General features: G+C 73.0%; 20 protein-coding genes. 4 read left to right on the top strand and 16 right to left on the bottom strand.

Annotated features, from left to right (window positions below):
* Nucleotides 1–39: 39 nt before the first annotated feature.
* From GCL72_RS01325 to GCL72_RS01310, 4 genes are read right to left on the bottom strand one after another with little or no spacing between them, the layout of a single operon-like run.
* Nucleotides 40–795, bottom strand: a complete 756-nt coding sequence (locus tag GCL72_RS01325; RefSeq protein WP_153142914.1) for an iron ABC transporter ATP-binding protein — start codon at nt 793–795, stop codon at nt 40–42.
* Nucleotides 792–1,868: an iron chelate uptake ABC transporter family permease subunit gene (locus GCL72_RS01320; protein ID WP_153142913.1), complete on the bottom strand. Its 1,077-nt coding sequence runs from the start codon at nt 1,866–1,868 to the stop codon at nt 792–794. Before GCL72_RS01320 ends, GCL72_RS01325 begins: the two co-directional genes overlap by 4 nt.
* Nucleotides 1,865–2,923, bottom strand: a complete 1,059-nt coding sequence (locus GCL72_RS01315; RefSeq protein WP_153142912.1) for an ABC transporter permease — start codon at nt 2,921–2,923, stop codon at nt 1,865–1,867. Before GCL72_RS01315 ends, GCL72_RS01320 begins: the two co-directional genes overlap by 4 nt.
* A complete protein-coding gene (locus GCL72_RS01310; protein WP_153142911.1) occupies nt 2,920–3,960 on the bottom strand; it encodes a siderophore ABC transporter substrate-binding protein in 1,041 nt (346 codons plus the stop codon). Before GCL72_RS01310 ends, GCL72_RS01315 begins: the two co-directional genes overlap by 4 nt.
* A 222-nt stretch (nt 3,961–4,182) precedes the next feature.
* Here GCL72_RS01310 and GCL72_RS01305 point away from each other — a divergent pair, with 222 nt between their 5' ends.
* Nucleotides 4,183–5,508: a THUMP-like domain-containing protein gene (locus GCL72_RS01305; protein ID WP_153142910.1), complete on the top strand. Its 1,326-nt coding sequence runs from the start codon at nt 4,183–4,185 to the stop codon at nt 5,506–5,508.
* Between the two features lie 420 nt (nt 5,509–5,928).
* Entirely contained in the window at nt 5,929–6,441 is a 513-nt protein-coding gene (locus tag GCL72_RS01300; RefSeq protein WP_170289519.1) for an OmpA family protein, read from the top strand.
* A 70-nt stretch (nt 6,442–6,511) separates the two neighbouring features.
* Here GCL72_RS01300 and GCL72_RS01295 read toward each other — a convergent pair whose 3' ends face one another.
* Complete coding sequence (locus tag GCL72_RS01295; protein WP_246160954.1) at nt 6,512–8,302, bottom strand: glycoside hydrolase family 3 protein; 1,791 nt, start codon at nt 8,300–8,302, stop codon at nt 6,512–6,514.
* Nucleotides 8,303–8,480: 178 nt separating this feature from the next.
* Here GCL72_RS01295 and GCL72_RS01290 point away from each other — a divergent pair, with 178 nt between their 5' ends.
* Nucleotides 8,481–9,668, top strand: coding sequence for a glutamate--cysteine ligase (locus GCL72_RS01290; protein WP_153142908.1), 1,188 nt, complete (start codon nt 8,481–8,483; stop codon nt 9,666–9,668).
* A gap of 16 nt (nt 9,669–9,684) precedes the next feature.
* Here the strand turns inward: GCL72_RS01290 and GCL72_RS01285 are convergent, their stop codons facing one another.
* Nucleotides 9,685–10,725, bottom strand: coding sequence for a YeiH family protein (locus GCL72_RS01285; protein WP_246160953.1), 1,041 nt, complete (start codon nt 10,723–10,725; stop codon nt 9,685–9,687).
* 71 nt (nt 10,726–10,796) lie between these two features.
* Here GCL72_RS01285 and GCL72_RS01280 point away from each other — a divergent pair, with 71 nt between their 5' ends.
* Nucleotides 10,797–11,693 (top strand): LysR family transcriptional regulator, encoded by an 897-nt coding sequence (locus tag GCL72_RS01280; RefSeq protein WP_153142906.1) that lies wholly within the window; start codon nt 10,797–10,799, stop codon nt 11,691–11,693.
* An 11-nt stretch (nt 11,694–11,704) separates the two neighbouring features.
* Here the strand turns inward: GCL72_RS01280 and tsaD are convergent, their stop codons facing one another.
* From tsaD to glmS, 10 genes are all read right to left on the bottom strand, one after another.
* Nucleotides 11,705–12,850 carry a tRNA (adenosine(37)-N6)-threonylcarbamoyltransferase complex transferase subunit TsaD gene (gene tsaD / locus GCL72_RS01275; RefSeq protein WP_153142905.1) on the bottom strand — a complete coding sequence of 382 codons (1,146 nt, stop codon included), beginning with the start codon at nt 12,848–12,850 and terminating at the stop codon, nt 11,705–11,707.
* 1 nt (nt 12,851) lies between these two features.
* Nucleotides 12,852–13,373, bottom strand: coding sequence for a ribosomal protein S18-alanine N-acetyltransferase (gene rimI / locus GCL72_RS01270; protein WP_153142904.1), 522 nt, complete (start codon nt 13,371–13,373; stop codon nt 12,852–12,854).
* Nucleotides 13,370–14,038 carry a tRNA (adenosine(37)-N6)-threonylcarbamoyltransferase complex dimerization subunit type 1 TsaB gene (tsaB, locus tag GCL72_RS01265; protein ID WP_153142903.1) on the bottom strand — a complete coding sequence of 223 codons (669 nt, stop codon included), beginning with the start codon at nt 14,036–14,038 and terminating at the stop codon, nt 13,370–13,372. The genes rimI and tsaB overlap by 4 nt, the downstream gene beginning before the upstream one ends.
* A 119-nt stretch (nt 14,039–14,157) precedes the next feature.
* Complete coding sequence (locus GCL72_RS01260; RefSeq protein ID WP_153142902.1) at nt 14,158–15,498, bottom strand: Na+/H+ antiporter family protein; 1,341 nt, start codon at nt 15,496–15,498, stop codon at nt 14,158–14,160.
* Between the two features lie 404 nt (nt 15,499–15,902).
* Complete coding sequence (gene tsaE / locus GCL72_RS01255) at nt 15,903–16,535, bottom strand: tRNA (adenosine(37)-N6)-threonylcarbamoyltransferase complex ATPase subunit type 1 TsaE (RefSeq protein ID WP_153142901.1); 633 nt, start codon at nt 16,533–16,535, stop codon at nt 15,903–15,905.
* On the bottom strand, nt 16,532–17,776 hold the full coding sequence (alr, locus tag GCL72_RS01250) for an alanine racemase (protein ID WP_246160952.1): 1,245 nt from the start codon (nt 17,774–17,776) through the stop codon (nt 16,532–16,534). Before alr ends, tsaE begins: the two co-directional genes overlap by 4 nt.
* 26 nt (nt 17,777–17,802) lie before the next feature.
* Nucleotides 17,803–18,240: a hypothetical protein gene (locus GCL72_RS01245; RefSeq protein ID WP_153142900.1), complete on the bottom strand. Its 438-nt coding sequence runs from the start codon at nt 18,238–18,240 to the stop codon at nt 17,803–17,805.
* A 38-nt stretch (nt 18,241–18,278) separates the two neighbouring features.
* The gene (locus tag GCL72_RS01240) at nt 18,279–20,039 is read right to left on the bottom strand and encodes an NAD(P)H-hydrate dehydratase (protein WP_153142899.1); all 1,761 of its coding nucleotides are present in this window, start codon (nt 20,037–20,039) and stop codon (nt 18,279–18,281) included.
* A 2-nt stretch (nt 20,040–20,041) separates the two neighbouring features.
* Nucleotides 20,042–20,398 carry a holo-ACP synthase gene (locus tag GCL72_RS01235; protein WP_153142898.1) on the bottom strand — a complete coding sequence of 119 codons (357 nt, stop codon included), beginning with the start codon at nt 20,396–20,398 and terminating at the stop codon, nt 20,042–20,044.
* Between the two features lie 165 nt (nt 20,399–20,563).
* Complete coding sequence (gene glmS, locus GCL72_RS01230) at nt 20,564–22,435, bottom strand: glutamine--fructose-6-phosphate transaminase (isomerizing) (protein WP_153142897.1); 1,872 nt, start codon at nt 22,433–22,435, stop codon at nt 20,564–20,566.
* Nucleotides 22,436–22,441: the final 6 nt, after the last annotated feature.

Here is a 22,441-nt window from a genome sequence, read left to right as displayed (position 1 = left end):
CCGGCCCGGCGGGCACGGCCAACTCGGCCGGACCGGCGATCAGTAGTACACCGCCAGCGGACCGTGCGGGCCCTCGATGACCTGCACCTCGGTGTGGAAGACGCGGGTGAGCACCTCGTCGGTCATGATCTCGCGCGGGGCGCCGTGCTCGACGACCTGACCGTCCTGCATCGCCAGGATCCTGTCGGCGTAGTGGGCGGCGAAGTTCACGTCGTGCAGCACCACGACCACAGTGCGGCCGAGCTCGTCGGCGGCGCGGCGCAGCTGGCGCATCATCTGCACCGCGTGCTGCATGTCCAGGTTGTTCAGCGGCTCGTCGAGCAGCACGTACTCGGTGTCCTGGGCCAGCACCATCGCCACATAGGCCCGCTGCCGCTGGCCGCCGGAGAGCTGGTCCAGATACCGGTCCTGCAGGTCGGCCAGGTCCAGGAAGTCGATCGCGGCGTCGATGTGCCGCTCGTCCTCCGCGGTGAGCCGGCCCCGCGAGTGGGGGAATCGGCCGAAGCCCACCAGCTGGCGGACGGTGAGCCGGGTGACGAAGTGGTTCTCCTGGCGCAGGATCGACAGCACCGTCGCCAGCGTCCGCGAGCGCGTCGTCGCGATGTCGTGGCCGCCGACCTCGATGCTGCCCTCGTCGGCGCCGAGCAGCCGCCCGATCATCGTCAGCACGGTGGACTTGCCGGCCCCGTTGGGACCGACCAGCGCGGTGATACCGCCGCGGGCGATCTCCACCGAGACCGGCCCGATGGCTACCTCCGAGGAGTAGGTCTTGGTGACTGCGTCGAGGGTGATCACAGGCGCCCCTTTCTCATCAGCACGATCAGGAACACGCCGCCGCCGATCAGCTCGACGATGATCGTCACCGCGCCCTGGGCGTAGAAGACATGGCGCAGCAGGAAGTAGGCGACGGTCAGGATGGTGTAGGCCACCAGCCCCGCCGCCGGCAGCAGCAGCCGGTGCGAGGGCGTGTCGAACAGCTGGTAGGTCAGCGTCGCGGCGAGGAACCCGAGGAAGGTCATCGGCCCGACCAGCGAGGTCGACATGGCCATCAGGACCGAGACCATCAGCAGGATGAGCATGACCTCGCGCCGGTGGTTCAGCCCCAGGCTGGTCGCCGCGTCGGCGCCGAGGGCGACGACGTCGAGCCGGCGACCGCGCAGCCACAGCACGGCGGCGACCACCAGCACCGCCGGCAGCGCATAGGGCAGGTAGGCCGACTCCGCGTTGGCGATGCTGCCGAACATCCGGGCGGTGAGCACGTCGAACTCCGAGGGCGTGAGCAGCCGCTGCATGAACGTCGACAGCGACCCCAGCCCTCCGCCGATGACCACCCCGACCAGCAGCATCAGGTGCATGTTGGAGAACCGTCCGGAGAGCAGCCAGCCGTAGAGCGCGGAGGCGAAGGCCACCATCAGCACCGCCTGCAGCAGGAACTGCGGCAGGCCGACGACCATCGTGGCCCCGGCGATGCCGAAGAGGAACACCGCCCCGGTCTGCACGGCGGTGTAGAGCGACTCGAAGCCCATGATCGACGGGGTGAGGATGCGGTTGTGCGTCGCCGTCTGGAAGGCCACCGTCGCCGCGCCCTGGGCGACGGCGACCACCGCGACGGACACCAGCGTCTCGACGCGCATCTGCGCGATGAGCCAGAACCCCTCGGAGCCGACTGTCATCGGGTTGTTCCAGGTCAGCACGCCCACGGAGGCGGCGACGGCGAGCACCGCCAGCCCGACCAGCAGCCCCAGCCGACGCCGGCGGCCGCGGCGGCCGTCCGGTCGCGTCTCGCGCGCCCGCGAGCGCGGGGCGCCCTCGACGGGCCGCGTCGCGGGAACCGTCGCGGGCGAGGCCGGCGAGGACTGCGGGCTCATGTGCTGATCGCTCCTCTCCGCCGCTGCACCAGCAGCAGCGCCACGAACACGACCGAGCCGACCAGGCCGAGCACCAGGCCGACGGGGACCTCGAAGGGCGCGCGGATCGTGCGCCCCAGCAGGTCGCAGGCGGTGACCACGCTGATGCCGGCCAGGCAGACCCAGGGCAGATTCGAGCGCAGGTCGTCGCCGCGGATCATCGAGACCAGGTTCGGCACCACCAGCCCCAGGAAGGGCAGCGTGCCGACCACAGTGGCGGTCACTCCGGTGGCGACGGCGACCATCGCCGTGCCGAGCAGCACCACCGCGCCGTGGTTCAGCCCGACGGAGGTCGCGGTCTCCTTGCCGAGCCCGGCGACGGTGAACTGATCGGCGACGAAGAAGATGAGCACCGCGACGATCAGCACGATCCACAGCACCTCGTACTGGCCGCGGATCACCGAGGTGAAGGATCCGGCGAACCAGACCCCCAGCGTCTGGAGCATGTCGGTCATCAGCGCCAGGTAGGTGGAGATGGACCCGACGACGGCGCCGAGCATGAGGCCGATGATCGGCACCACCAGCGAGGAGCGCAGCGAGACCCGGCGCAGGAAGAGGAAGAAGACCATCGTGCCGAGGAAGGCCATCGTCGTCGCGCCGAGCATCTTCACCGTCAGGCTGGCCTGCGGGGCGACGATCATCACCAGCAGCAGGCCGAGTCCGGCCCACTCGGTGGTGCCGGTGGTGGTGGGCTCGACGAAGCGGTTCTGCGTCAGCAGCTGCATGATCAGCCCGCACATCGCCATCGAGGCCCCGGCGAGGATCAGTCCGATCGTCCGCGGGATGCGGGTGATGCCGACCATCCAGAAGCCGTCGGCGCTGAAGGCGTCGTACTGGCCGACGGCCACGGAGCAGCCCAGCAGCACCAGCGTGACGGCGACGCCGAGCAGGAACCAACGGCCGCCGAGCCGCCGCCCGGTCGGGCGACGCGCGGCGGCCCGCCCGTCGTCGGCGTCGCGGACGGCCGCGACGTCGGGCGACGACGGACGGGCCGCCTCGGCGGAGGGCCGACTCACTGGTCGGACTCCTCCGACTCGTCGGAGGTCTCGCCGGCGGACTCCAGCGCGTCGGCGAAGTCGGAGAAGAACTCGGTGTAGGCCTGGATGTCCTCGGTGGTGTAGAAGTTCGCCGGCAGGTGGACGATCTGGTCCTCCTCCACCGCGGGGACGTCCTGCAGCGCCTCGGACTCCTCGATGAGCTCGGCGGCCGGAGCGTAGTCGTCCTCGGCGGTGGCGATCTGCGCGTCGCGGTCGAGCACCAGCAGCCACTCCGGCTCGGCGGCGGCGATGGCCTCCACCGAGATGTCGTCGCCGTGGGACTCGTCCTCGCCGGTCTGCTCCAGCGCCGGCTCCAGTCCCAGGATGTCGAAGACCGGTCCGACGGCGCGGCCGGTGGTCGGAGCGACGTAGGAGATGTCGCCGCCGGAGGTCAGCAGCCCCATCGTCGAGGACTCGCCGTCGTAGGCCTCTCTCGCCCGGTCGATCTGTGCCTCGAAGTCCTCTACGAGCCCGGCGGCGGCCTCCTCCTCGCCGAAGACGGTGCCCAGCGCCTCGACCTGACGGATCAGCTCCTGGTCGAAGGGCTCGCCGTCGCGCGGGTCGAACTCCAGCAGCGTCGCCTCCGGGGCGAGCTCGGCGATGTCCTCGCGGTGCTGGGCGAAGCGCTGACCGTTGATGATCAGATCCGGCTGGGCGGCGACGACCTGCTCCAGGTCAGGCTCGCGATGCACCCCCATGTCGAGGATCGACTCGTCGTCCTTGTAGGAGACCTCGTCGGCCATCAGCTGGCGCGGTGCCGCCGAGAGCTCGACGCCGAGCTCCTCCAGGATCCGGAAGGAGCGGTTGTCGGTGGCGATGACCGAGTCGTAGTCCTGGTCGACCTCGTGGGTGCCGTAGTTGTCGGCGACCTCGACGGTGGTCGCCTCGGACCCGCTCGAGGAATCGGACGAGCCGGCCTCGGGGTCGTCGGCCGAGGCCTGTCCGGAGCAGGCGGTCAGCGCCAGCAGGGCGACGGCGGCGGGGACGGCGCTGCGGGATGCGCGAGGGACGAGCACAGTTCCTCCTGAAGGACGAGTGATGATCGGATGCGTCGGGCGGGGACCTGCCGGAGGAGATCCGGCATCGTCGACGTCGCCCCTGGGTGCACCGACGCCTTCGACGAGCTTAGCCTCACCTAATGCCTTAAGAGCATACTCATATGCACCCCTGGACGTCTCGTATATGACGCGACGTTCCGCCCTGCCCCGGAGACCCGCCCCGCGCTAGGGTGGAGCGCGATGACCGAGACCTCCCCGCTGGCGCCGGTGCTCACCCATGACGGGTGGGAGCTGCTGAACTCCCTGCCGGTCTATGACGACGCCGCCTCCATGACGCTGAACCAGCGGCTGCGCGACGCCGGCCACGACGCCGAGCTGGTCGCCGCCGCCCTGACCCAGTCCCGGCTGCGCCGCGACGCGCGGGTCAAGTTCGGCGATTTCGCCGAACGGATGCTCTTCACCGACGACGGCCTGCAGCAGTCCACCCGCCTGCCGGTCGCCGCCCACCACGCCCGCCGCTTCCGCGACGCCGGAGTCACCTCGGTGGCGGATCTGGGCTGCGGTCTCGGCGCCGACGCCATGGCCGCCGCGGCCCTGGGACTGGACGTCGTCGGCGTCGAGTCCGACGAGACCACCGCCGCCGCGGCGACGATGAACCTCGCCGCCTTCCCCGAGGCCCGGGTGGAGCACACCGCCGCCGAGGACTTCATCGCCGCCCGCCGGCTCCTCGAGCCCGGCCGGGCGGCCTCCCTCGGCTGGGGAGTGTGGCTGGACCCGGCACGCCGCGACGTCGACGCCGGCCGCTCCGCCGGCGGACGCACCCGGCGCCTCTGGGATCCCGAGACCTTCTCCCCGCCGCTGAGCCTGGTCACCGAGCTGGCCGCGACCGGCGCGCCGCTGGGCGTGAAGCTGGGCCCGGGACTGCCGCACGAGCTCATCCCGGCCGACTGCGAGGCCGAGTGGGTCAGCCTCGACGGGCAGGTGGTCGAGGTGGTGCTGTGGTTCAACGCCCTGGCCCGCCCCGGGGTCCGGCGTGCGGCGACGGTGCTGCGCACCGCAGGCAACGCGGGCACGGACGACGCGGGCCTCGCCGTCGAGGAGCTGACCAGCGGCGAGGACTTCACCGCGACGCCGGAGGGCGAGGCCGCCGGCGTCGCGGGGCTGACCGGGCTGCTCTGCGAGCCCGACGGCGCAGTGATCCGCGCCGGCCTGGTCGCCGACCTCGCCGAGCGGCTGGGCGGGCGGATGCTGGACGAGCACATCGCCTATTTCTGCGTCGACGCCGAGGAAGTGGAGGAGGCCGCCGCCTCCACCGCCACCGTGCGGGCCTACCGGGTGATCGACGTGCTGGACTTCTCGATCAAGCGCCTCAAGCGCTGGGTCGCCGAACACGGCGTCGGACGGTTGGAGATCAAGAAGCGCGGCGTCGACGTCGTGCCCGAGCAGCTGCGCACCCAGCTGCTCGGCGGGAGGAAGAAGCGCGACGGCGCGGCGGCCACCCTGGTGATCACCCGGCTCGGCGAGGACCGCGTGGCCGCCGTCGTCGAGCCCCTCCCCCGGCGCTGAGACCGCCGACGACGCCTCGGACGATGAGCACGACGTCGGCGTCGCCTCGGTCGATGCCTCGCAGGTGCTCGCCGAGCAGGACTACGAGCCCACACGCGTCGACGGCACCGTCAGCTTCGGGATCCGCCGTTTCGCCCCCACGCTGGTCGACCGCGAGAATCTCAAGGAGTACTCCATCATCACCGAAGGCGCCGCCACGTGGTGGCATGCTGAAGGCCTCGAGACCGGCAACGGCGAGCCGATGGTGTGGTGGGGCGTCTACGCCGCTCCCCAGGATCAGATCGACAGCGTGGACGTCCGCCTCCGGTCCGACATGTCGGAGTTCACCGACGTGCCGATCGAGGAGTCCGCAAGATCGGCGCGACAGGCCTCCGCATCGGTGCGACAGGCCTCCGCATCGGTGCGACGGCGCTCGTGGGAGTGGTCGCCGGTGTTATCGGGACCGTCGCGGACCCGACCTCGCCCGAGGATCTCCCCGACCCGAGTTCCTCGGCGTTCGATGGCTCGGTCCACGCATGGACGCAGAGCGGGATCGACGCGTCAGTCCACCAGTGGACGACGGAAAGCCTCGAAGACTCCGTCCAGCCGCTGGAACAGACCCGCGAGGAGGAGGGGACGACGGTCATCGACCTGGCGACCGACATCCTCTTCGAGGTCAACGCCTGGGAGCTGCCGGGCTCCGCGGAGGAGAGCATCGCCGAGCTGATCGCCGACGTCCCCGACGGCGCCGCCGTGACGATCACCGGCCACACCGACTCCACGCCCACCGGCGAGACCTTCGACAACGGCGAGCTCTCCGAGAATCGGGCCCAGGCAGTGGCCGACGCAGTCTCCGGCGCCGGCGACTCGGATCCCGCCGTCTCCGAGGACCCGGAGGAACCCAGCACGCTGGCGGCCAACCGCCGCGTGGAGATCCGCTATTCCGGCGACTGACCCGCCCTCGTGACACCGCCGCGACGCTGAACAGGCGGGACCGGACCCTGTCCCCGCCTGTTCGGCGCAGTCAGCAGCCGCCGTCGCCGACGGCCAGCTCGCCGACCGACGCCGGCAGCCGCCCGGGGGCCTCGGCGCCGGAGAGCACCTCGACCAGTGCGGCGAAGGACTCCTGCGTCCGTCCGTAGAGGGCGATCCGCGTCGCGGCGTCGGCGTCCTCCAACGACGACGGCCGGTCCAGCGCGACGGCGACGTCGCCGCCGGGCGCGCCCTGGCCGCCGCCGATCAGCCGGACGGTGATCCCCTGTCCAGTGGGGATCCCGGCGTCCTCGGCCGCGGCGGACAGCCGCGCGCGATCCTGCGCGTCCCCGCCGAGGATCCGGATCCCCTCGCTCGCCAGGTCTTCGCCGCAGGTCCCGGAGACCAGCGTCACCGCCTCCTCGGCCAGATCGCCCGCGACGTCGGCGGACCCGCCGGAGTCGGCGGACCCGCCGGAACCGCCCTCGGCCTCCTCGGAGAGCACCTCCGGGGCCTCCACGCCCGGCCCGGCGGCGAGCTCGCCGTCGGCCAGCTCCTCCCGCCAGAGCTGCAGCGCGATCACCCGCTCGGCCGCCTGCCGCAGCCGATCCTCCGACACCTCGCCGGAATCCACCGCGTCGACGATCGCGGCATGGGCGGTGGTCACATCCGAGGGCATCAGCAGCAGGTCCGCTCCGGCCTGCAGCGCCAGCACCGGGGCTCGAGCCGGCCCGTAGCCGTCGACGATCGCCCCCATGTTCAGCGCATCGGTGACGATCACCCCGTCGTGGCCCATGTCCCGGATCTCTCCATAGGCCGCCGCGGACAGCGACGTCGGCACGCCCTCCTCCAGGGCCGGCACCTCGAGGTGGCCCATCATCACCATCGGCACCCCGGCCTCGATCCCTGCGGCGAAGGGCTTCCAGTCCCGCTCGCGCAGCTGCTCCCGCGAGCCGTCCTGTCGCGGCAGCGCCACATGCGAGTCCTCCTCCACCGAGCCGTGCCCGGGGAAGTGCTTCAGCGAACCGGCCAGCCCGCCCGCGGCCAGGCCGCGGGTCGCCGCCAGCGACAGCTCGCCGACCAGCTGCGGATCCGTGCTGAACGACCGTGCCCCGATCGTCGGATCCGCCGGTCCGACGGTGACGTCGGCGGTCGGGGCGAAGTCCATGGTGAAGCCCAGCTCGGCCAGATCCGCGGCCATCGCCCGGTGTCCAGAAACGGCCAACCCGGAGCCGTCGGCCGCGTCATCCTCGGACCCGTCGCCGGCGGCCGCGGCCCCGTAGGCCATCGGCGTCGGCCACTCGGTCAGCGGCTCCCCGACCCGGGTGACCAGCCCGCCCTCCTGGTCGACGGCGACGATGCCGGGGACCTCGTCGTCGGTCGCGGCCTGGAGCCGCTCCAGCTGTCCGCCCAGCGCCTCGACGTCGACGCCGCCGTCGGCTCCGGTCGGCACGTTCGGCGGCATCACGATGGCCCCGGCCAGATGCAGCCGCTCGATCTCCTCGGCCATCGTCGAGGCGTCGACGCCGTCGTACTGGCCGACGAGCACCTGTCCTGCCCGCTCCTCCGCGCTCATCCCGGAGACCAGCTCCTCGGCCTGCTCCCGATGCTCCTCCGCCGGACCAGCCAGCGCATCCTCGCGCTGCTGCTGCGCCTCACGACGGCGCTGCTCACGACGCTGCTCGGCGCTGAGCCCCTGGTCGGATCCTCCGTCGCCGGCCGTCGTCGTCTCCGACGGGCCCGGCGAGCTCGAGCCGTCGCCGCCGGCCGCGCAGCCGGTGAGCAGCAGGGACAGGGCCAGGCCGACGGCGGCCGCGCGCCGGCGCGGGAGGGTGTGCGTCATGCCGACCACTGTAACGAGCCGAGCCTGGTCGCGGCGCCGTCGCCGGGCACTGCGGCGGGGCCGGTATCGTGAGAGCCTGCACATCCGCCGGCGCCGTCGCCGCACCGCTGCCGAATCCGCCGCGCCGTCCGGTCCCCGATCTCTCCGGTCCGCGGCCCGACCCGCCGAGGAGCTGCCCGTGGACCTGCCCTTCGCCCCATCCGAGCGCTCGACCCTGGGCCTGGAGTGGGAGCTGGCCCTCGTCGACCGCGAGACCGGCGATCTGCGCTCGGTGGCCGACCACATCCTCACCGCCTGCCACGACGAGATGCCGAGCCTCGGGCCGGAGGACGACCACCCGTATGTGAAGCGCGAGCTGCTGACCAACACGGTCGAGGTCATCACCGACGTCTGCGACACCGTCGACGAGGGCATCTCCTCGCTGCGCGAGACGGCCCGCGGCGTGCAGCGGCACTGCGACCCGCTCGGCGTCGAGCTCTACTCGCAGGGCTCGCACCCCTTCGCCCCGCCGCGCGAGCAGCCGGTGACCGACAAGGAGCGCTACGCCGAGCTGATCCGCCGCACCCAGTGGTGGGGCCGGCAGATGGTCATCTACGGCGTCCACGTCCACGTCGGGCTGACCGACCGGCGCCAGGCGATGCCCGCCGTGGACGGGCTGCTGAACTACTATCCGCATTTCCAGGCGCTCTCGGCCTCCTCGCCCTACTGGTCCGGCGAGGACACCGGCTATGCCTCGCAGCGGGCGCTGATGTTCCAGCAGCTGCCCACCGCCGGGCTGCCCTTCCAGTTCGACGACTGGTCGGGCTTCGAAGGCTGCGTCGAGGACATGACCCACACCGGGGTCATCGACGACGTCTCCGAGGTCCGCTGGGACATCCGAGCGGTGCCGCGGCTGGGGACGGTGGAGATGCGCGTCTGCGACGGGCTGGCCACGCTGGAGCACATCGCCGGCATCGCCGCGCTGACCCAGTGCCTGGTCCACTCCATCGTCCGCGACGTCGAACAGGGCCGGAGGATCCCTACGATGCCGCCCTGGCACACCCAGGAGAACAAGTGGCGGGCGGCCCGCTACGGCCTCGACGCGATCATCATCCTCGACGCCGCCGGGACCGAAGAGCTGGTCACCGACCACCTGATGCGCGAGCTGAACCGGCTTGAGCCCGTGGCCGCGGAGCTGGGCTGCGCCGACGAGCTCGGGCTGGTCGAACAGATGATGCGCGACGGCGCCGGATACCAGCGCCAGCGCGAGGTCGCCGCGGCCCACGCCGGCGATCTGCACCCGGTGGTGGTGGACTCGGCGGCGCTGACCCGGGCCTCGATCGAGGGGACGCTGCGCCGCGGCCCCGACGGCACGCTGGGGCGCTGAACCCGGCCGGCGCCGCTCAGCCGACCAGCAGCACTCCGCCGAGCGCGACGGCGGCGACGAGCAGCGTCGACAGCCCGGCCAGGATCAACGGTCGCGGCCCCACTGCGACCAGTGCGTGCAGCCGCACCCCGCAGCCCAGGGCGAACATCGCCGCGGCGAGCAGCAGCGTGCGCGCCGCCGCGGCGACGTCGAGGACGACCTCCGGAGGCGGGACGGTGGAGCGCAGCGCGACCATCGCCAGGAAGCCGAGGACGAAGGGCGGCACGATCGGCGGGCGCCGCCCGCCGGCCGAGACGGCCCTGCGGCGGCGCAGGTGCAGGCCCAGCACGGCGACGGCCGGCGCGAGCATCAGCACCCGGCCGAGCTTGGCCACCACAGCCGTCTCCGGCGCGTCGCCGCCGAGCACCGCCCCGACGGCGACGACGTGCGCGACCTCGTGGACCGCGGCCCCGGCCCACAGCCCGGCGTCGGCGGCGTCGAGTCCCAGCGACGCGGCCGCCAGCGGCAGCAGCGGGATCATCAGCGTCCCGCACAGCACCACCAGGGCCACAGCGGTGACCACGTCCTGGTCGCGCTCCCTCCGCGGATCCGCGACGCCGGCGGCGGCTCCCACCGCCGCCGCGCCGCAGATCGAGAACCCGCAGGCGACCAGCAGCGTCAGCGACGGCGGCAGGCGCAGCGCCCGACCGATCAGCAGCGTCCCGAGCAGCCCGCAGACGACGACGGCGACCAGCACCGCCGAGGCCCCCGCCCCCAGCGCGAGGATGTCGCCGAGGACGATCTGCAGGCCCAGCAGCACGATGCCGGCGCGCAGCAGCGTCTGTGAGCAGAACGTCAGCCCCGGACCGGCCGCGGCCGGCGGGCCGACGGTGTTGGCCAGGACCACGCCGGCGACCATGGCCAGGATCAGCGGACTCGCTCCGGGCAGCAGCGGGCCGCACGCGGCCGCGAGCCCCGCGACGGCGCCGCCGAGGAGGATGCCCGGGATCCGGCCTTTCCCCGCGCTCCGGACGCTCCCGGAATCGGCGGTCCGGGGCGACGGCGCGGCAGTGGTCATGCTGAGCACTCTGCCAGCCGGCCGGCGTCTCTGGTAGACGGCCGATCGGCACCGGGGCATATGATCCTGATATGACCGATGACCTCCCCGATCTCCCCGCGCTCGCGCTGTTCGTCGCCGTCGTCGAGGAGGGGGGCCTGGGAGCCGGGGCGCGTCGCCGCGGACTGCATCAGCCCAACGCCAGCCGGCTCATCGCGCGGCTGGAGTCCCAGGTCGGCGCGCGGCTGATCGACCGGCACCCGCACGGGGCGCGCCCCACCGAGACCGGCCTGCGCTGTCTCGCGCAGGCGCGCCGGCTGCTCGACGCCGCCGGGACCTTCATGGACTGGCGGCGCACCATCGAGCAGCAGGGCGATGTGGCGGCGCTGCGCGTCGGGGCGAGCCTGACCATCGCCGAGCATCTGATGCCGGCCTGGCTCGCCGCGCTGCGCCGTCGCGCCCCGGCGATCTCCGTGGACCCGAGCGTGCAGAACTCCGCGGCCGTGCTCGCCGGCGTGCGCGAGGGACGACTTGCGCTGGGATTCGTCGAGACCCCGCATCTGCCCGGGGATCTGCAGGCGCGCACCGTCCGCGACGACGAGCTGGTCCTGGTCATCGCCCCGGACCATCCGTGGGCCGAGCGCTCGGCCCCGGTGACGCTGGACGAGCTGGTCGCCACTGCGCTGGTCGTCCGCGAGGACGGCTCGGGCACCCGGGAGGCGCTGGAGGCGGTGGTCGGCGCCCGCGGCATGACCGCTCCCGCCCAGATCCTGCGGAGCAATGCGGCCGTGCGCATCGCCGTGCGCTCCGGCGCCGGACCGGCGGTGCTCAGCGCCCTGGCGGTGCAGGACCAGCTGCGCACCGGCGAGCTGCTCCGCGTGCCGCTGGCCGGAGCGCCGGTGCGGCGGCCGCTGACCGCAGTGTGGAACGGGCCGCGGCGCCCGCCCGGAACCGCGGCCCAGCTGCTGGAGGTCGCCGAGGCCGGGTGAGCCGCGGCTCCTCAGACGCTGATGCGCTCCACCGCCTGGGAGGAGTCGGCGCCGATGTCCAGCGCCGAGGGCGCGACGCCGGCGGCGACCAGCTGGGCGCCGAGCGCGGCGACCATCGCCCCGTTGTCGGTGCACAGGCTCACCGGCGGGATGCGCAGCTCGAGGCCGGCCGCCGCGCAGCGCTGCGCGAGCAGCTCGCGCAGCCGGCGGTTGGCGGCCACTCCCCCGCCGAGCAGCAGCGTGGTCAGCTCGTGCTCGGTCGCGGCGCGGACAGCCTTGGCGGTGAGCACGTCGACCACCGCCTCCTGGAAGCTCGCGGCGATGTCGGCGGTCGGCACCTCGCGGCCGGCGGCCTCGAACTGCTCCACCGCCCGGGCCACGGCGGTCTTCAGGCCGGAGAAGGACCAGTCGTGCCGATGCTTCCCGGGCTCCTCCGCCGTGCCGACGAACTTCGGCATGGTCAGCGCCCGCGGGAAGCGGAAGGCCGCCGGGTCGCCGTCGGCGGCCGCCCGGTCGATGGCCGGCCCGCCCGGGTAGCCCAGGCCGAGCAGCCGGGCGACCTTGTCGTAGGCCTCGCCGGCGGCGTCGTCGATGGTCGCGCCGAGCAGCTCGACGTCGTCGGTCAGCGAGCCGACGCGCAGGATCTCGGTGTGCCCGCCGGAGACCAGCAGCGCGCCGGTGCGCGGCGGCAGCGCCGCGGCGGCCTCGTCGCCGCCGGCGCCGTCTGCGCTGTCCTGGCCCACCAGCAGCCCGACACCGACGTGGGCGACGAGATGGTTGACCCCGTAGAGCGGCTTCTCGGCGGCCAGCGCCAGCCCTTTGGCCGCCGAGACGCCGACCATCAGCGCTCCGGCGAGTCCGGGCCCGGCGGTGACGGCGACGGCGTCGACGTCGTCGAGCTCCACTCCGGCGGCCGTCAGCGCCCGGCGCAGCGTGGGCAGGAAGGCCTCCAGATGGGCGCGGGCGGCGATCTCCGGGATGACCCCGCCGAAGCGGACATGTTCCTCCATCGAGGAGGAGACCGCGTTGGCCAGCAGCTCGGTGCCGCGGACGATGCCCACTCCGGTCTCGTCGCAGGAGGTCTCGATGCCGAGCACCAGCGGGGCTTCCGGCGCGCCGGCGGCGCCGGACGTCTCTTCGGTGGCAGCGGGGGTCATCTCAGCTCCTCAGCGTCGAGGCCGACGTCGGCGCGTCGAGATCGCGCAGCGGCTTCTGCATGATCAGCGCGTCCGCCCCGTCGGGGTAGTAGCGCGGGCGGGTGTGGATGGCCGCGAAGCCTTCGCGGGCGTAGAGGGCCTGGGCCCCGGGGTTGTCGGCCCGGACTTCGAGCAGCACCTGGTCGGCGCGGCGCGCGGCGGCGGTGTCCACCAGCAGCCGCAGCAGCCGCGTGCCCAGCCCGCGGCCCTGGGCCTCGGGGGCCACCGCCAGCGTCTGCACGTCGGCCAGCGGCAGCACGCACATCAGTCCGGCGTAGCCGAGCACCGCCCCGTCGGCGTCGACGACGACCCAGTACTGCCGGGTGCCGGAGGCGACTTCGGCGAGCTCCTCGCGGAAGAAGGACTCCGGCCAGGCGTCGTGCGGGAAGAGTCGCTGCTCCAGCGCCAGGACGGCGGCGACGTCGTCCTCAGTCATCGCGCGGACGGTCGTGGCGGCGGGCTCCTCGTGCGTTCCGGTGCTCATGAGACCGCCTTCCGCGCCGTCGGCGCCACCGCGTCGGATTCGCGCAGGTACAGCGGCAGCGGATCGCGCAGCACCGCGCCGGCGGCGGCGAGCTGGCCCAGCTCGGCGGCGTCGGCGGTCCAGCGGGCGGCGTCCTCGGGAAGACCCGGCGCCGGGGCCAGGTCCTCGGGGTAGAGCGAGACGCCGCGGCCGACGGCCGGCAGGTCGCCGAGGCCGCGGGCGGCCGGGTCGGGGGCCGGGCCGACGTGCGGGCCGTCGAGCAGCTCGGCGGCGCCGGCGGCGGCGCGGCAGCGCGCCCAGTGGACCTCGCGGCGTCGGGCGTCGGCGGTGACGAGGAACTCGCCGGTCAGCCCGTGGCGGGCCGCGCGTCGGGCGAGGGACTCCAGGCTGCCGATGCCGTGCAGCGGCAGGTCCCAGGCCTCGGCCAGGCTGTGGGCCAGCACCAGCCCGACGCGCAGACCGGTGAAGGGTCCGGGCCCGACGCCGACGACGACGCCGTCGAGCTCCGCGCCGCGGATCCCGGCTTCGATCAGCACCTCACGCACGGCCGGGGCGAGGACTTCGGCGTGGGTGGTGGTGGCATCGGTGCGCCGATGGGCCAGCACGGTCTCGCCGTCGGTGACGGCGGCCGAGGCCCCGGCGGAGGAGTCGATCGCGAGCAGCACCCCTCCATGCTATCGGCTCGCCGACGTCGCCCTTCACTCGGGGATGACTCCGCGGAAAGCGTGGGGATGCCGTCACATTCCCACCCGTCCCGCCGAGTCATCGCCTCCGGGAGGGATGCTCAGAGCACCATCGCCGCGACGACCCCGCCGAGGAACAGCGGGATGTTGTAATGCAGGAAGGTCGGCACGCAGGTGTCCCAGATGTGGTTGTGCTGGCCGTCGGCATTCAGCCCCGACGTCGGGCCCAGCGTGCTGTCCGAGGCCGGGGAGCCGGCGTCGCCGATGCCGCCGGCCGCCCCGATGAGCGCGGCGGTCGCCAGCGGGCTGAAGCCCAGACTCGCCGCCAGCGGCACGAAGATCGCCGCGAGCACCGGCACAGTGCCGAAGGAGGTGCCGATGCCCATGGTCACCAGCATGCCCACCAGCATCAGCGTCACCGCGGCGAGCAGCTGGCTGCCCCCGATCCAGTCGCCGGCCGCCGAGACCAGCGACTCCACGGCGCCGGTCTCGGTGAGCACCCCGGCGTAGCCGGAGGCGATGAGCATGATGAAGGCGATCGTGCCCATCATGGCCACGCCGCGGTCGATGATCGGGTCGCCGTCGCGCCAGGACTCTGCGCGCAGCAGGAAGATCACCAGGATGCCGGCCAGAGCGGCGATCACCAGCGAGCTGTAGACCAGCTGCAGCACCAGCGTCACCGCCAGCCCCAGCAGCACCACGACGTCGCCGCGCCCCCAGCGCGTCGTCGGAGCCTCGCCCGCCGCGGTGGACTCGGGATCGGGCAGCGCCGCGCCGCCGGAGCCGGCGGCGACCGTCGAGTACACGCGCGGCTTCCGATAGGTGATCAATACGGCCACCGCGAGGCCGACGACCATCCCGCCCACCGGGATGGCCATGGCCAGCGGGATCCGTCCGACCGAGATCTCCATGCCGTGTTTGGTCATCTCGTCGGCGACGATGCCCTGGAAGATGAGGCCGAAGCCCAGCGGGACGAGCAGGTAGGGCGCCTTCAGCCCGAAGGTCAGCGCCGTGGCGATGGCTCGCCGGTCGACCTGCAGACGGTCGAAGACCGCCAGCAGCGGCGGGATCAGGATGGGGATGAAGGCGATGTGCACCGGCACGAGGTTCTGCGAGAGGCTCGCCAGCCCCGCGATGGCGAAGAGCACCACCGCCCGCGGGCCCTTGAGCAGCGGCAGGACCCTGCGGATGAGCTTCTCGGTCAGCCCCGAGCGGGAGACCATCACCGCCAGCGTGCCCAGCAGGATGTAGCTCAGGGCGGTCTCGCCCTGGCCTCCCAGGCCCTCGACCAGCGTGTTGAAGGTCTCTTCGATGGACAGCCCTCCGGTCAGACCGGCCACCAGGGCGGCGATCAGCAGGGCGACGACGACATTGACCCGTGCCAGGCTCAGCACGGCCAGGACCAGCACGGAGAGCACGACCGGGTTGAGGAGTTCGGACACTCTCGGCTCACCTCGTTCTCGACGGTGTATGGGAAGGGCTGGCGTGATCGACCGCCCGGGGGCGCAGTCGCCACGTCATGACGTGACCCACATCAATTTCATCAAGTGGTACTCACGTCCTGACTATTGAAAATGTGATCCGGAACATACGCAACCTCGGCGACTCGATGCGGCACCGTGCGAGATTCCCGAGGCTCGAGGCGGCGCGGGATCGCCGGGCGCGGTGCAGGACTGCGAGGGAGCGTCAGAGACCATGCCGGACGCCAGCCCTGACGCGACGGCCCGGCGCTCCGAACCTCGCCGATGCCGTGGGCCGCGGCCGGGCCGGCATCCCTCAGGCGGCGTCCCTCAGGCAGCGTCCCTCAGCCGGCGTCCTCCCGTGGACGCCCCTCAGCGGGCGACCCTCAGCCGGGCAGACCGGCCGGCGGGGCGGACCAGCGGGGGCCGTGGCCGCACAGCACCGCCCGACGGCTGCGGCCGAACACATCGGCCTCCGACTCGGAGAAGTCGGTGATGATCTCCGGGGCGTCGTCACCGTCGGAGGGCGCGGAGCCGTTCCCGGAGCCGGCGGCCTGCGGCGTCGTCGTGCCGGGGGCGGCGGGAAGGGCGGGATCCACCAGCTCCAGGTCGAGCCAGGAGCCGTCGACGCCGACCAGCGCCTCCTCGACCACGCCGCGGCCCCACTCGACCACGGTCACCGACCGCTCGCGCGTGGAGACCAGGTCCAGGCCCTCCACACCGGCGGCGTCGGTGCGATAGGCGTCGACGTGGACCAGGTCGGGCCCGTCGTGCTCCGCGCGGTGGATCCGGCTGAGCACGAAGGTCGGCGAACTCACCCGCCCGGAGACTCCCAGCGCCGCGGCCAGCGCCTGGGTGAAGGTCGTCTTGCCCGCACCGAGACCGCCGGTGAGGATCAGCACGTCGCCGGCGCGCAGCTCCGCGGCCAGCGCCTGCGCGAACTCTTCGGTGGACTGCAGATCGTCGAGCCGCCGCTCGAGCCGCCACTGCGGATCCGCCGGCGTCGCGGCCCCGCTCACCACGCGCCCCCGGTCGTGCCGCCCGACGTCGTGCCCGATGCCGGGCCCGATGCCGTGCCCGTCGGCACGTCGTCGGGCCGGCCGCGCTCGGAATCGATCACCTGCCGGGGCACGCGGGAGCCGATGCGGGTGATGATCTCGTAATTGATCGTCTGCGCGGCCGCGCCCCAGTCGGCGGCCGAGATGCCGGAGTCGCCGCCGAAGAGCACGACGTCGTCGCCCACCGAGACCTCGGTGTCGACGTCCTCGAGGTCGACGACGAACTGGTCCATCGCCACACGGCCGGCCGACTGGTACGTCCGTTCCCCGATCCGCACCGGGGCGTGGACGGCGATCCGCGGCACGCCGTCGCCGTAGCCCATCGGGATCAGCGCCAGGGACGTCGGCCGGTCCACCCGGTGGGTCAGTCCGTAGCTGATGCCCTGGCCGGCCGGGACCTGCTTGACGTTGGCCACTGTCGTCCGCAGCTCCATCGCCGGCTCCAGCCCGAGGTCCTCGGCCGAGCGGTCGACGAAGGGGCTCTGCCCGTAGACGCCGACGCCGACGCGGACCATGTCGAAGTGCGCATCCGGCCGGGACAGCGCGGCCGGGGTGTTGGCCACATGCCGCAGCGAGACGCTCAGCCCCGCCTCTTCGGCGGTCTCCACCGCCCAGCGATAGACCTCGAGCTGCTCGTCGGTCTCCCGCCGATCGGGCTCGTCGGCGACGGCCAGATGGGTGAACAGTCCCACCACGCTCATCAGCCCGCGGTCCTGGAACTCGACGGCGCGGGCCACCAGCTCCGGCCAACGCTCCGGAGTGCAGCCGTTGCGTCCCAGACCGGTGTCGACCTTCAGATGCACATGCGCCGGCGTCTGCAGCTGCTCGGCCGCGGCGGCGACCTCGTCGATCTCCCAGCCGGAGATCCCCAGGTCCACGTCCTGGGAGATCGCCTCGGCGAAGTCGGTGCGGGCCGTGTGCAGCCAGGCCAGCATCGGCGCCTCGATCCCGGCGGCGCGCAGCTGCAGCGCCTCGGTGACGTGGGCGACGCCGATCCAGTCGGCGCCGCCGTCGACGGCGGCGTGCGCGGCGGTCACCGCCCCGTGGCCGTAGCCGTCGGCCTTGACGGCGACCATGACCTTCGCGGGCCGGACGTAGGCGGCGATCGTGGCCACGTTGTGCCGGATGGCGGCGGGATCGATGATCGCCGCGCGCTCCGGGGCGTGGACCTCGGGCACGGCTGTGCCGCTGACGGTACTCATGCCCTCTACTCTACGAGGAGCGGCCGTCATGACTGCGGCCGCCCCCGCCGGTCGGCGTGCCAGCTGGCCCACCCGGCGGCGAGGCCGATCACGACGATCCACAGCACCTGGAGCACGGCGATCAGCGGCGACCAGAGCAGCGCGAAGGTGGCCAGCAGCGGCACCGCGGCCGCACTGATCCCGGAGACCATCGCCGCGGCTCGGGGCGTGGAGGCCGAGAGCCACTGCGAGGCCGTGCCCACTGCCGCGCCGAGGAGACCGGAGACGGCCGCGACCGGAGTCAGCAGCCAGAGATAGCCGCCGAGCCCGGACAACAGAGTCTCCGGGGCCAGGAAGCCGGTGATCAGGTCCACCGGCAGCGCGATCACCACCACGACCAGAGTGGCGACCAGCACTGCGACCAGTGCGGTGATCAGGCGGCGCAGCAGGTGGCGAGGTCCGGGGCGAGCGGCGGCAGATGTCATCGTCATCACATTCTTCCAGATCGGGGCGGCCGCGCCGTTCAGGCCCGGTGGTCGACGCCGACGGCGACAGTGCCCGACGTCGGGCTGACCGCCTCGACCAGGCGTCCGGCGCCGAAGGCCCCGCACCCGAAGGGGTCGATCCGACCGGCCGCCTGGGCATGGATGCGCACGCCCAGCGCGGCGGTGCGCCACATCGGCTCCTCGGGCCGCACGGCGGCCAGCGCGCCGATGATGCCGGTGAGCACGTCGCCGCTGCCGGCGGTCGCCAGTCCCGGGGCGTCGACGCGGTGGACCACTGTCGGCGCGTCCGGGGCCGCGATGACGGTGCTGGGGCCCTTCAGCAGCACGGTGACCTCCAGCTGCTCGGCCAGCTGCTCGACGGCGGCGGCCGGATCGGACTCCAGCAGCTCGATCAGGTCGTCGCGGTCGAGGTCGGCCATCACCCCGCGGATCTCGCCGAGGTGCGGGGTGAGCAGCACATGCGGACCGAGCTCGACGTCGGTGAAGGAGGAGTCGTTGAGATGCGACAGCGCCGAGGCGTCGATGACGCAGGGTCGTCCCGGCCCCGCCCATTCCAGGGCGCGGCCCAGGGCCGCCAGCTGGAAGACGTCGCGGCCGATGCCCGGGCCGACGGCCGCCGCCGTCGCCCGCTGCAGCACCGAGCTGCCCCGGCCGGAGGTGGTGACCACCTCCGGCATCATCGTCACCAGCCGGTCGCGGACCTCCTCCGGCGCCTGCAGCACGACCATGCCCACTCCGGTGGACACCGCCGCGGCCGAGGTCAGCTGCGCGGCGCCGGGGAACTCCCGGGAGCCGGCGATCACGTGGACCGCCCCCCGCGAATACTTGTGGTCGCCGTCCGCCGGACGCGGCCGCACCAGCGGAGCCGGCCGCTCGTCGCCGCCCGGGGCGCACTGGCCGCGCCGACGACGCTGACCGGCCTCGGAGCCCACCGACTGGTCCTCGCCGACCAGCCAGCGGACCGGCAGCTCGAGATTCGCCTCGATGCCGATGGGCACGGTGCGCACCACGCCGGCGGCCTGCGACCCGGCGCCGATCACCAGCCCGGTCTTGCAGCCGCCGAAGGTCACCGTGCAGTCGGCCTCGATGACGTCGCCGGCGACGGTGCCGGTGTCGACGTCGACCCCGGAGGGCACGTCGCAGGCGACGACCTGGGGTCGGCGCTCGTCGACGATGGACTCCCGGCGGCACTCCAGCAGCTCGGCGAGCCCTTCGACGTCCGGAAGGGTGAAGCCGCTGCGCGATCCGGTGCCGATGATCGCGTCGAGCAGCACCTCGGTGCTCGCCGGGATCACCTCGACGATGCGTCCGCCGACGGCGCGGAAGGCCGCCAGCCCGTCGGGATGCACATCCTCGCGCAGCAGCACCGCGCGGGCGTCGACGCCGCGGCGGCGCAGCTTCGCCAGCGCGTGCAGCCCGTCCCCGCCGTTGCTGCCGGACCCGATCAGTCCGACGACGACGGCGCCGTAGACCCGCCCGCAGCCGGTCTCCAGGCGATCCAGGACCTCCTGGGCGAGGGCGTGGGCGGCTCGGCGCATCAGCGTCTCGCCGTGGCCGGCCTCGACCAGCGGGGCCTCGGCCGCCCGAACCTGCGCGGCGGTGTGCAGCGGGATCAGCGGGACCTCGGCGCGTCGGGGTCCACCCCCGGCTCCGCCGGGCGCGGCGGACGCTCCGGACCGGCCCGCGCCGCCGGGTGCGATCGGCGCGGGGGCCGGCGTCGGACGCGGCCTCGACGCCGTCGTGCGCGTCGCAGGCCTGCGCCTCATCGGCATGCTCATGATCAGCTCCTCCCCTCGGCGACCACCATCGCGGTCGCGACGTCGCCGTCGTGCGACAGCGACAGATGCCAGTATGCGACGCCGCGCCGCTCGGCGACGGCCTCCACTGTGCCGGTGACGGCCACGCGCGGCGCGCCGGAGGCGTCGACGACGATCTCGCAGTGCTGCCAGGACATCCCCGCCGGGGCGCCCAGCGCCTTGGCCACGGCCTCCTTGGCCGCGAAGCGTGCGGCCAGCGAGCGCAGCGGAAGCCCGCGCTCGGCGTCGGTGAACAGTCGCTCGCGCAGCCCCGGCGCACGGCCCAGCTGGCCGCCGAAGCGACTGACCTCGACGACGTCGACGCCGATCCCGATGATCACGTGTGGTCCTCCCTCGACATGGTCGTCGGGCGCGCTCGCCCGACCTGCGCTCCCGCACGGCGACGCCGGGCCCCGCGCCGCCGACGGTCGTCGAGGGTCTCGACGACGGCGGGCGGTGCGGGGCCCGGCGGTCCGGCGCGTCAGCGCCCGGTCACCTGCTCGAGATCACTCGACGGTGACAGATTTGGCCAGATTGCGCGGCTGATCGACGTCGTAGCCCTTCTCCGCGGCCAGCGCGCAGGCGAAGATCTGCAGCGGCACCGTGGTCAGCAGCGGCATCAGCAGCGGCTGGGTCTCCGGCACCCGGAAGACGGACTCGGAGAAGTCCTCGACCGTCGCGTCGCCCTCCTCGGCGACGGTGATGGTCCTCGCCCCGCGGGCGCGGACCTCCTGGATGTTGGAGACCACCTTGGAGTGCAGCGAGTGGCGGCCCCGCGGCGAGGGGACGACGACGAAGACCGGCTGGCCCTCGTCGATCAGCGCGATGGGGCCGTGCTTGAGCTCGCCGGCGGCGAAGCCCTCGGCGTGGATGTAGGCCAGCTCCTTGAGCTTCAGCGCACCCTCCATCGCGACCGGGTAGCCGACGTGGCGGCCCAGGAACAGCACCGACGGGGTCTCGGCCATGTCCCGGGCGAGCTGCTTGATCTGCCCCGAGTCGTCGAGGATCTGCTCGATCTTGGCGGGGATGCTGTGCAGGTCGGCGAGGATGTCGGTGATCTGGCCCTGGAAGAGCTGGCCGCGCAGCTGGGCGAGGTACAGGCCCAGCAGGTAGGAGGCCGCGATCATCGCCAGGAAGGCCTTGGTGGAGGCCACGGCGATCTCCGGGCCGGCATGCAGGTAGAGCACCGCGTCGGACTCGCGCGGGATGGTCGAGCCGTTGGTGTTGCAGATGGCCAGCGTCTTCGCGCCCTGCTCCTTGGCGTAGCGCACCGCCATGAGGGTGTCCATGGTCTCGCCGGACTGCGAGATGGACACGACCAGCGTCGTCTCGTCGATGATCGGGTCGCGGTAGCGGAACTCGTGGGCGAGCTCGACCTCCACCGGCACGCGGGTCCAGTGCTCGATGGCGTATTTGGCCACGGTGCCGGCGTAGGCGGCGGTGCCGCAGGCCAGCACGATGATCTTCTGCACGGCCTTCAGGTCCTCGGCGTCGATGCGCAGCTCGTCGAGGACCAGGCGGCCGTCGGCGTCGGTGCGGCCCAGCAGAGTGTCCTCCACCGCCTTGGGCTGCTCGTTGATCTCCTTCTCCATGAAGGTGTCGTAGCCGCCCTTCTCGGCGGCCGCGGCGTCCCAGTCGACGGTGAAGCGCCGGCCCTCGGCGGGCCGGCCGTCGAAGCCGATGATGTCCAGCTGCTCGCTGGTGATCGTCACGATCTGGTCCTGCGCGAGCTCCACGGCCTCACGGGTGAAGTCGATGAATCCAGAGACGTCGGAGCCGAGGAAGTTCTCGCCCTCGCCCAGGCCGACCACCAGCGGCGAGTTGCGGCGGGCGGCGACGACGCGGTCGGGCTGGTCGGCGTGGACGGCGAGCAGGGTGAAGGCGCCCTCGAGCTGCCCGCAGGCCAGACGCATCGCCTCGGTCAGGTCCCCGGCGGCGTCGCCGGCGAAGTGGTGACCGATCAGCTGGGCGGCGACCTCGGTGTCGGTCTGCGAGGCGAAGGTGATGCCCTCGGCGGTCAGGCCGGCCTTCAGCTCGGCGAAGTTCTCGATGATGCCGTTATGGATGACGGCGAGCTTGCCGCCGTCGCCCAGGTGGGGGTGGGCGTTCAGGTCGTTCGGCCCGCCGTGGGTGGCCCAGCGGGTGTGACCGATGCCGACCGGGGACTCCGCGACCGGGCTGGAGGCGATCTCGTCCTCCAGGTTGACGAGCTTGCCGGCCTTCTTGCGAGTCTCGACGCTGCCGGCTGAGACGGTCGCGACGCCTGCAGAGTCGTAGCCTCGGTACTCGAGACGGCGCAGTCCTTCGAGCAGGACGTCGAGCGCCGCGTGGTCAGATGTCTTCTCGGGGCGGCCGATGTAGCCGACGATTCCACACATGTCTCA

Origin of the sequence: Nesterenkonia halophila (genome assembly GCF_009467795.1) — a bacterium.
Classification (GTDB): domain Bacteria; phylum Actinomycetota; class Actinomycetes; order Actinomycetales; family Micrococcaceae; genus Nesterenkonia; species Nesterenkonia halobia.
The sequence above is the reverse complement of the archived record's forward strand: the minus strand, read 5'-3'. Positions and strand labels throughout refer to the sequence as shown.

What these genes read in the sequence shown, in the direction of transcription:
- GCL72_RS01320 (WP_153142913.1), bottom strand. Translation starts at nt 1,868, where the DNA reads ATGAGCCCGCAGTCCTCGCCGGCCTCGCCCGCGACGGTTCCCGCGACG.
- GCL72_RS01305 (WP_153142910.1), top strand. Translation starts at nt 4,183, where the DNA reads ATGACCGAGACCTCCCCGCTGGCGCCGGTGCTCACCCATGACGGGTGG.
- GCL72_RS01295 (WP_246160954.1), bottom strand. Translation starts at nt 8,302, where the DNA reads ATGACGCACACCCTCCCGCGCCGGCGCGCGGCCGCCGTCGGCCTGGCC.
- GCL72_RS01285 (WP_246160953.1), bottom strand. Translation starts at nt 10,725, where the DNA reads ATGACCACTGCCGCGCCGTCGCCCCGGACCGCCGATTCCGGGAGCGTC.
- GCL72_RS01280 (WP_153142906.1), top strand. Translation starts at nt 10,797, where the DNA reads ATGACCGATGACCTCCCCGATCTCCCCGCGCTCGCGCTGTTCGTCGCC.
- tsaD (WP_153142905.1), bottom strand. Translation starts at nt 12,850, where the DNA reads ATGACCCCCGCTGCCACCGAAGAGACGTCCGGCGCCGCCGGCGCGCCG.
- rimI (WP_153142904.1), bottom strand. Translation starts at nt 13,373, where the DNA reads ATGAGCACCGGAACGCACGAGGAGCCCGCCGCCACGACCGTCCGCGCG.
- alr (WP_246160952.1), bottom strand. Translation starts at nt 17,776, where the DNA reads ATGAGTACCGTCAGCGGCACAGCCGTGCCCGAGGTCCACGCCCCGGAG.
- GCL72_RS01245 (WP_153142900.1), bottom strand. Translation starts at nt 18,240, where the DNA reads ATGACATCTGCCGCCGCTCGCCCCGGACCTCGCCACCTGCTGCGCCGC.
- GCL72_RS01240 (WP_153142899.1), bottom strand. Translation starts at nt 20,039, where the DNA reads ATGAGCATGCCGATGAGGCGCAGGCCTGCGACGCGCACGACGGCGTCG.
- glmS (WP_153142897.1), bottom strand. Translation starts at nt 22,435, where the DNA reads ATGTGTGGAATCGTCGGCTACATCGGCCGCCCCGAGAAGACATCTGAC.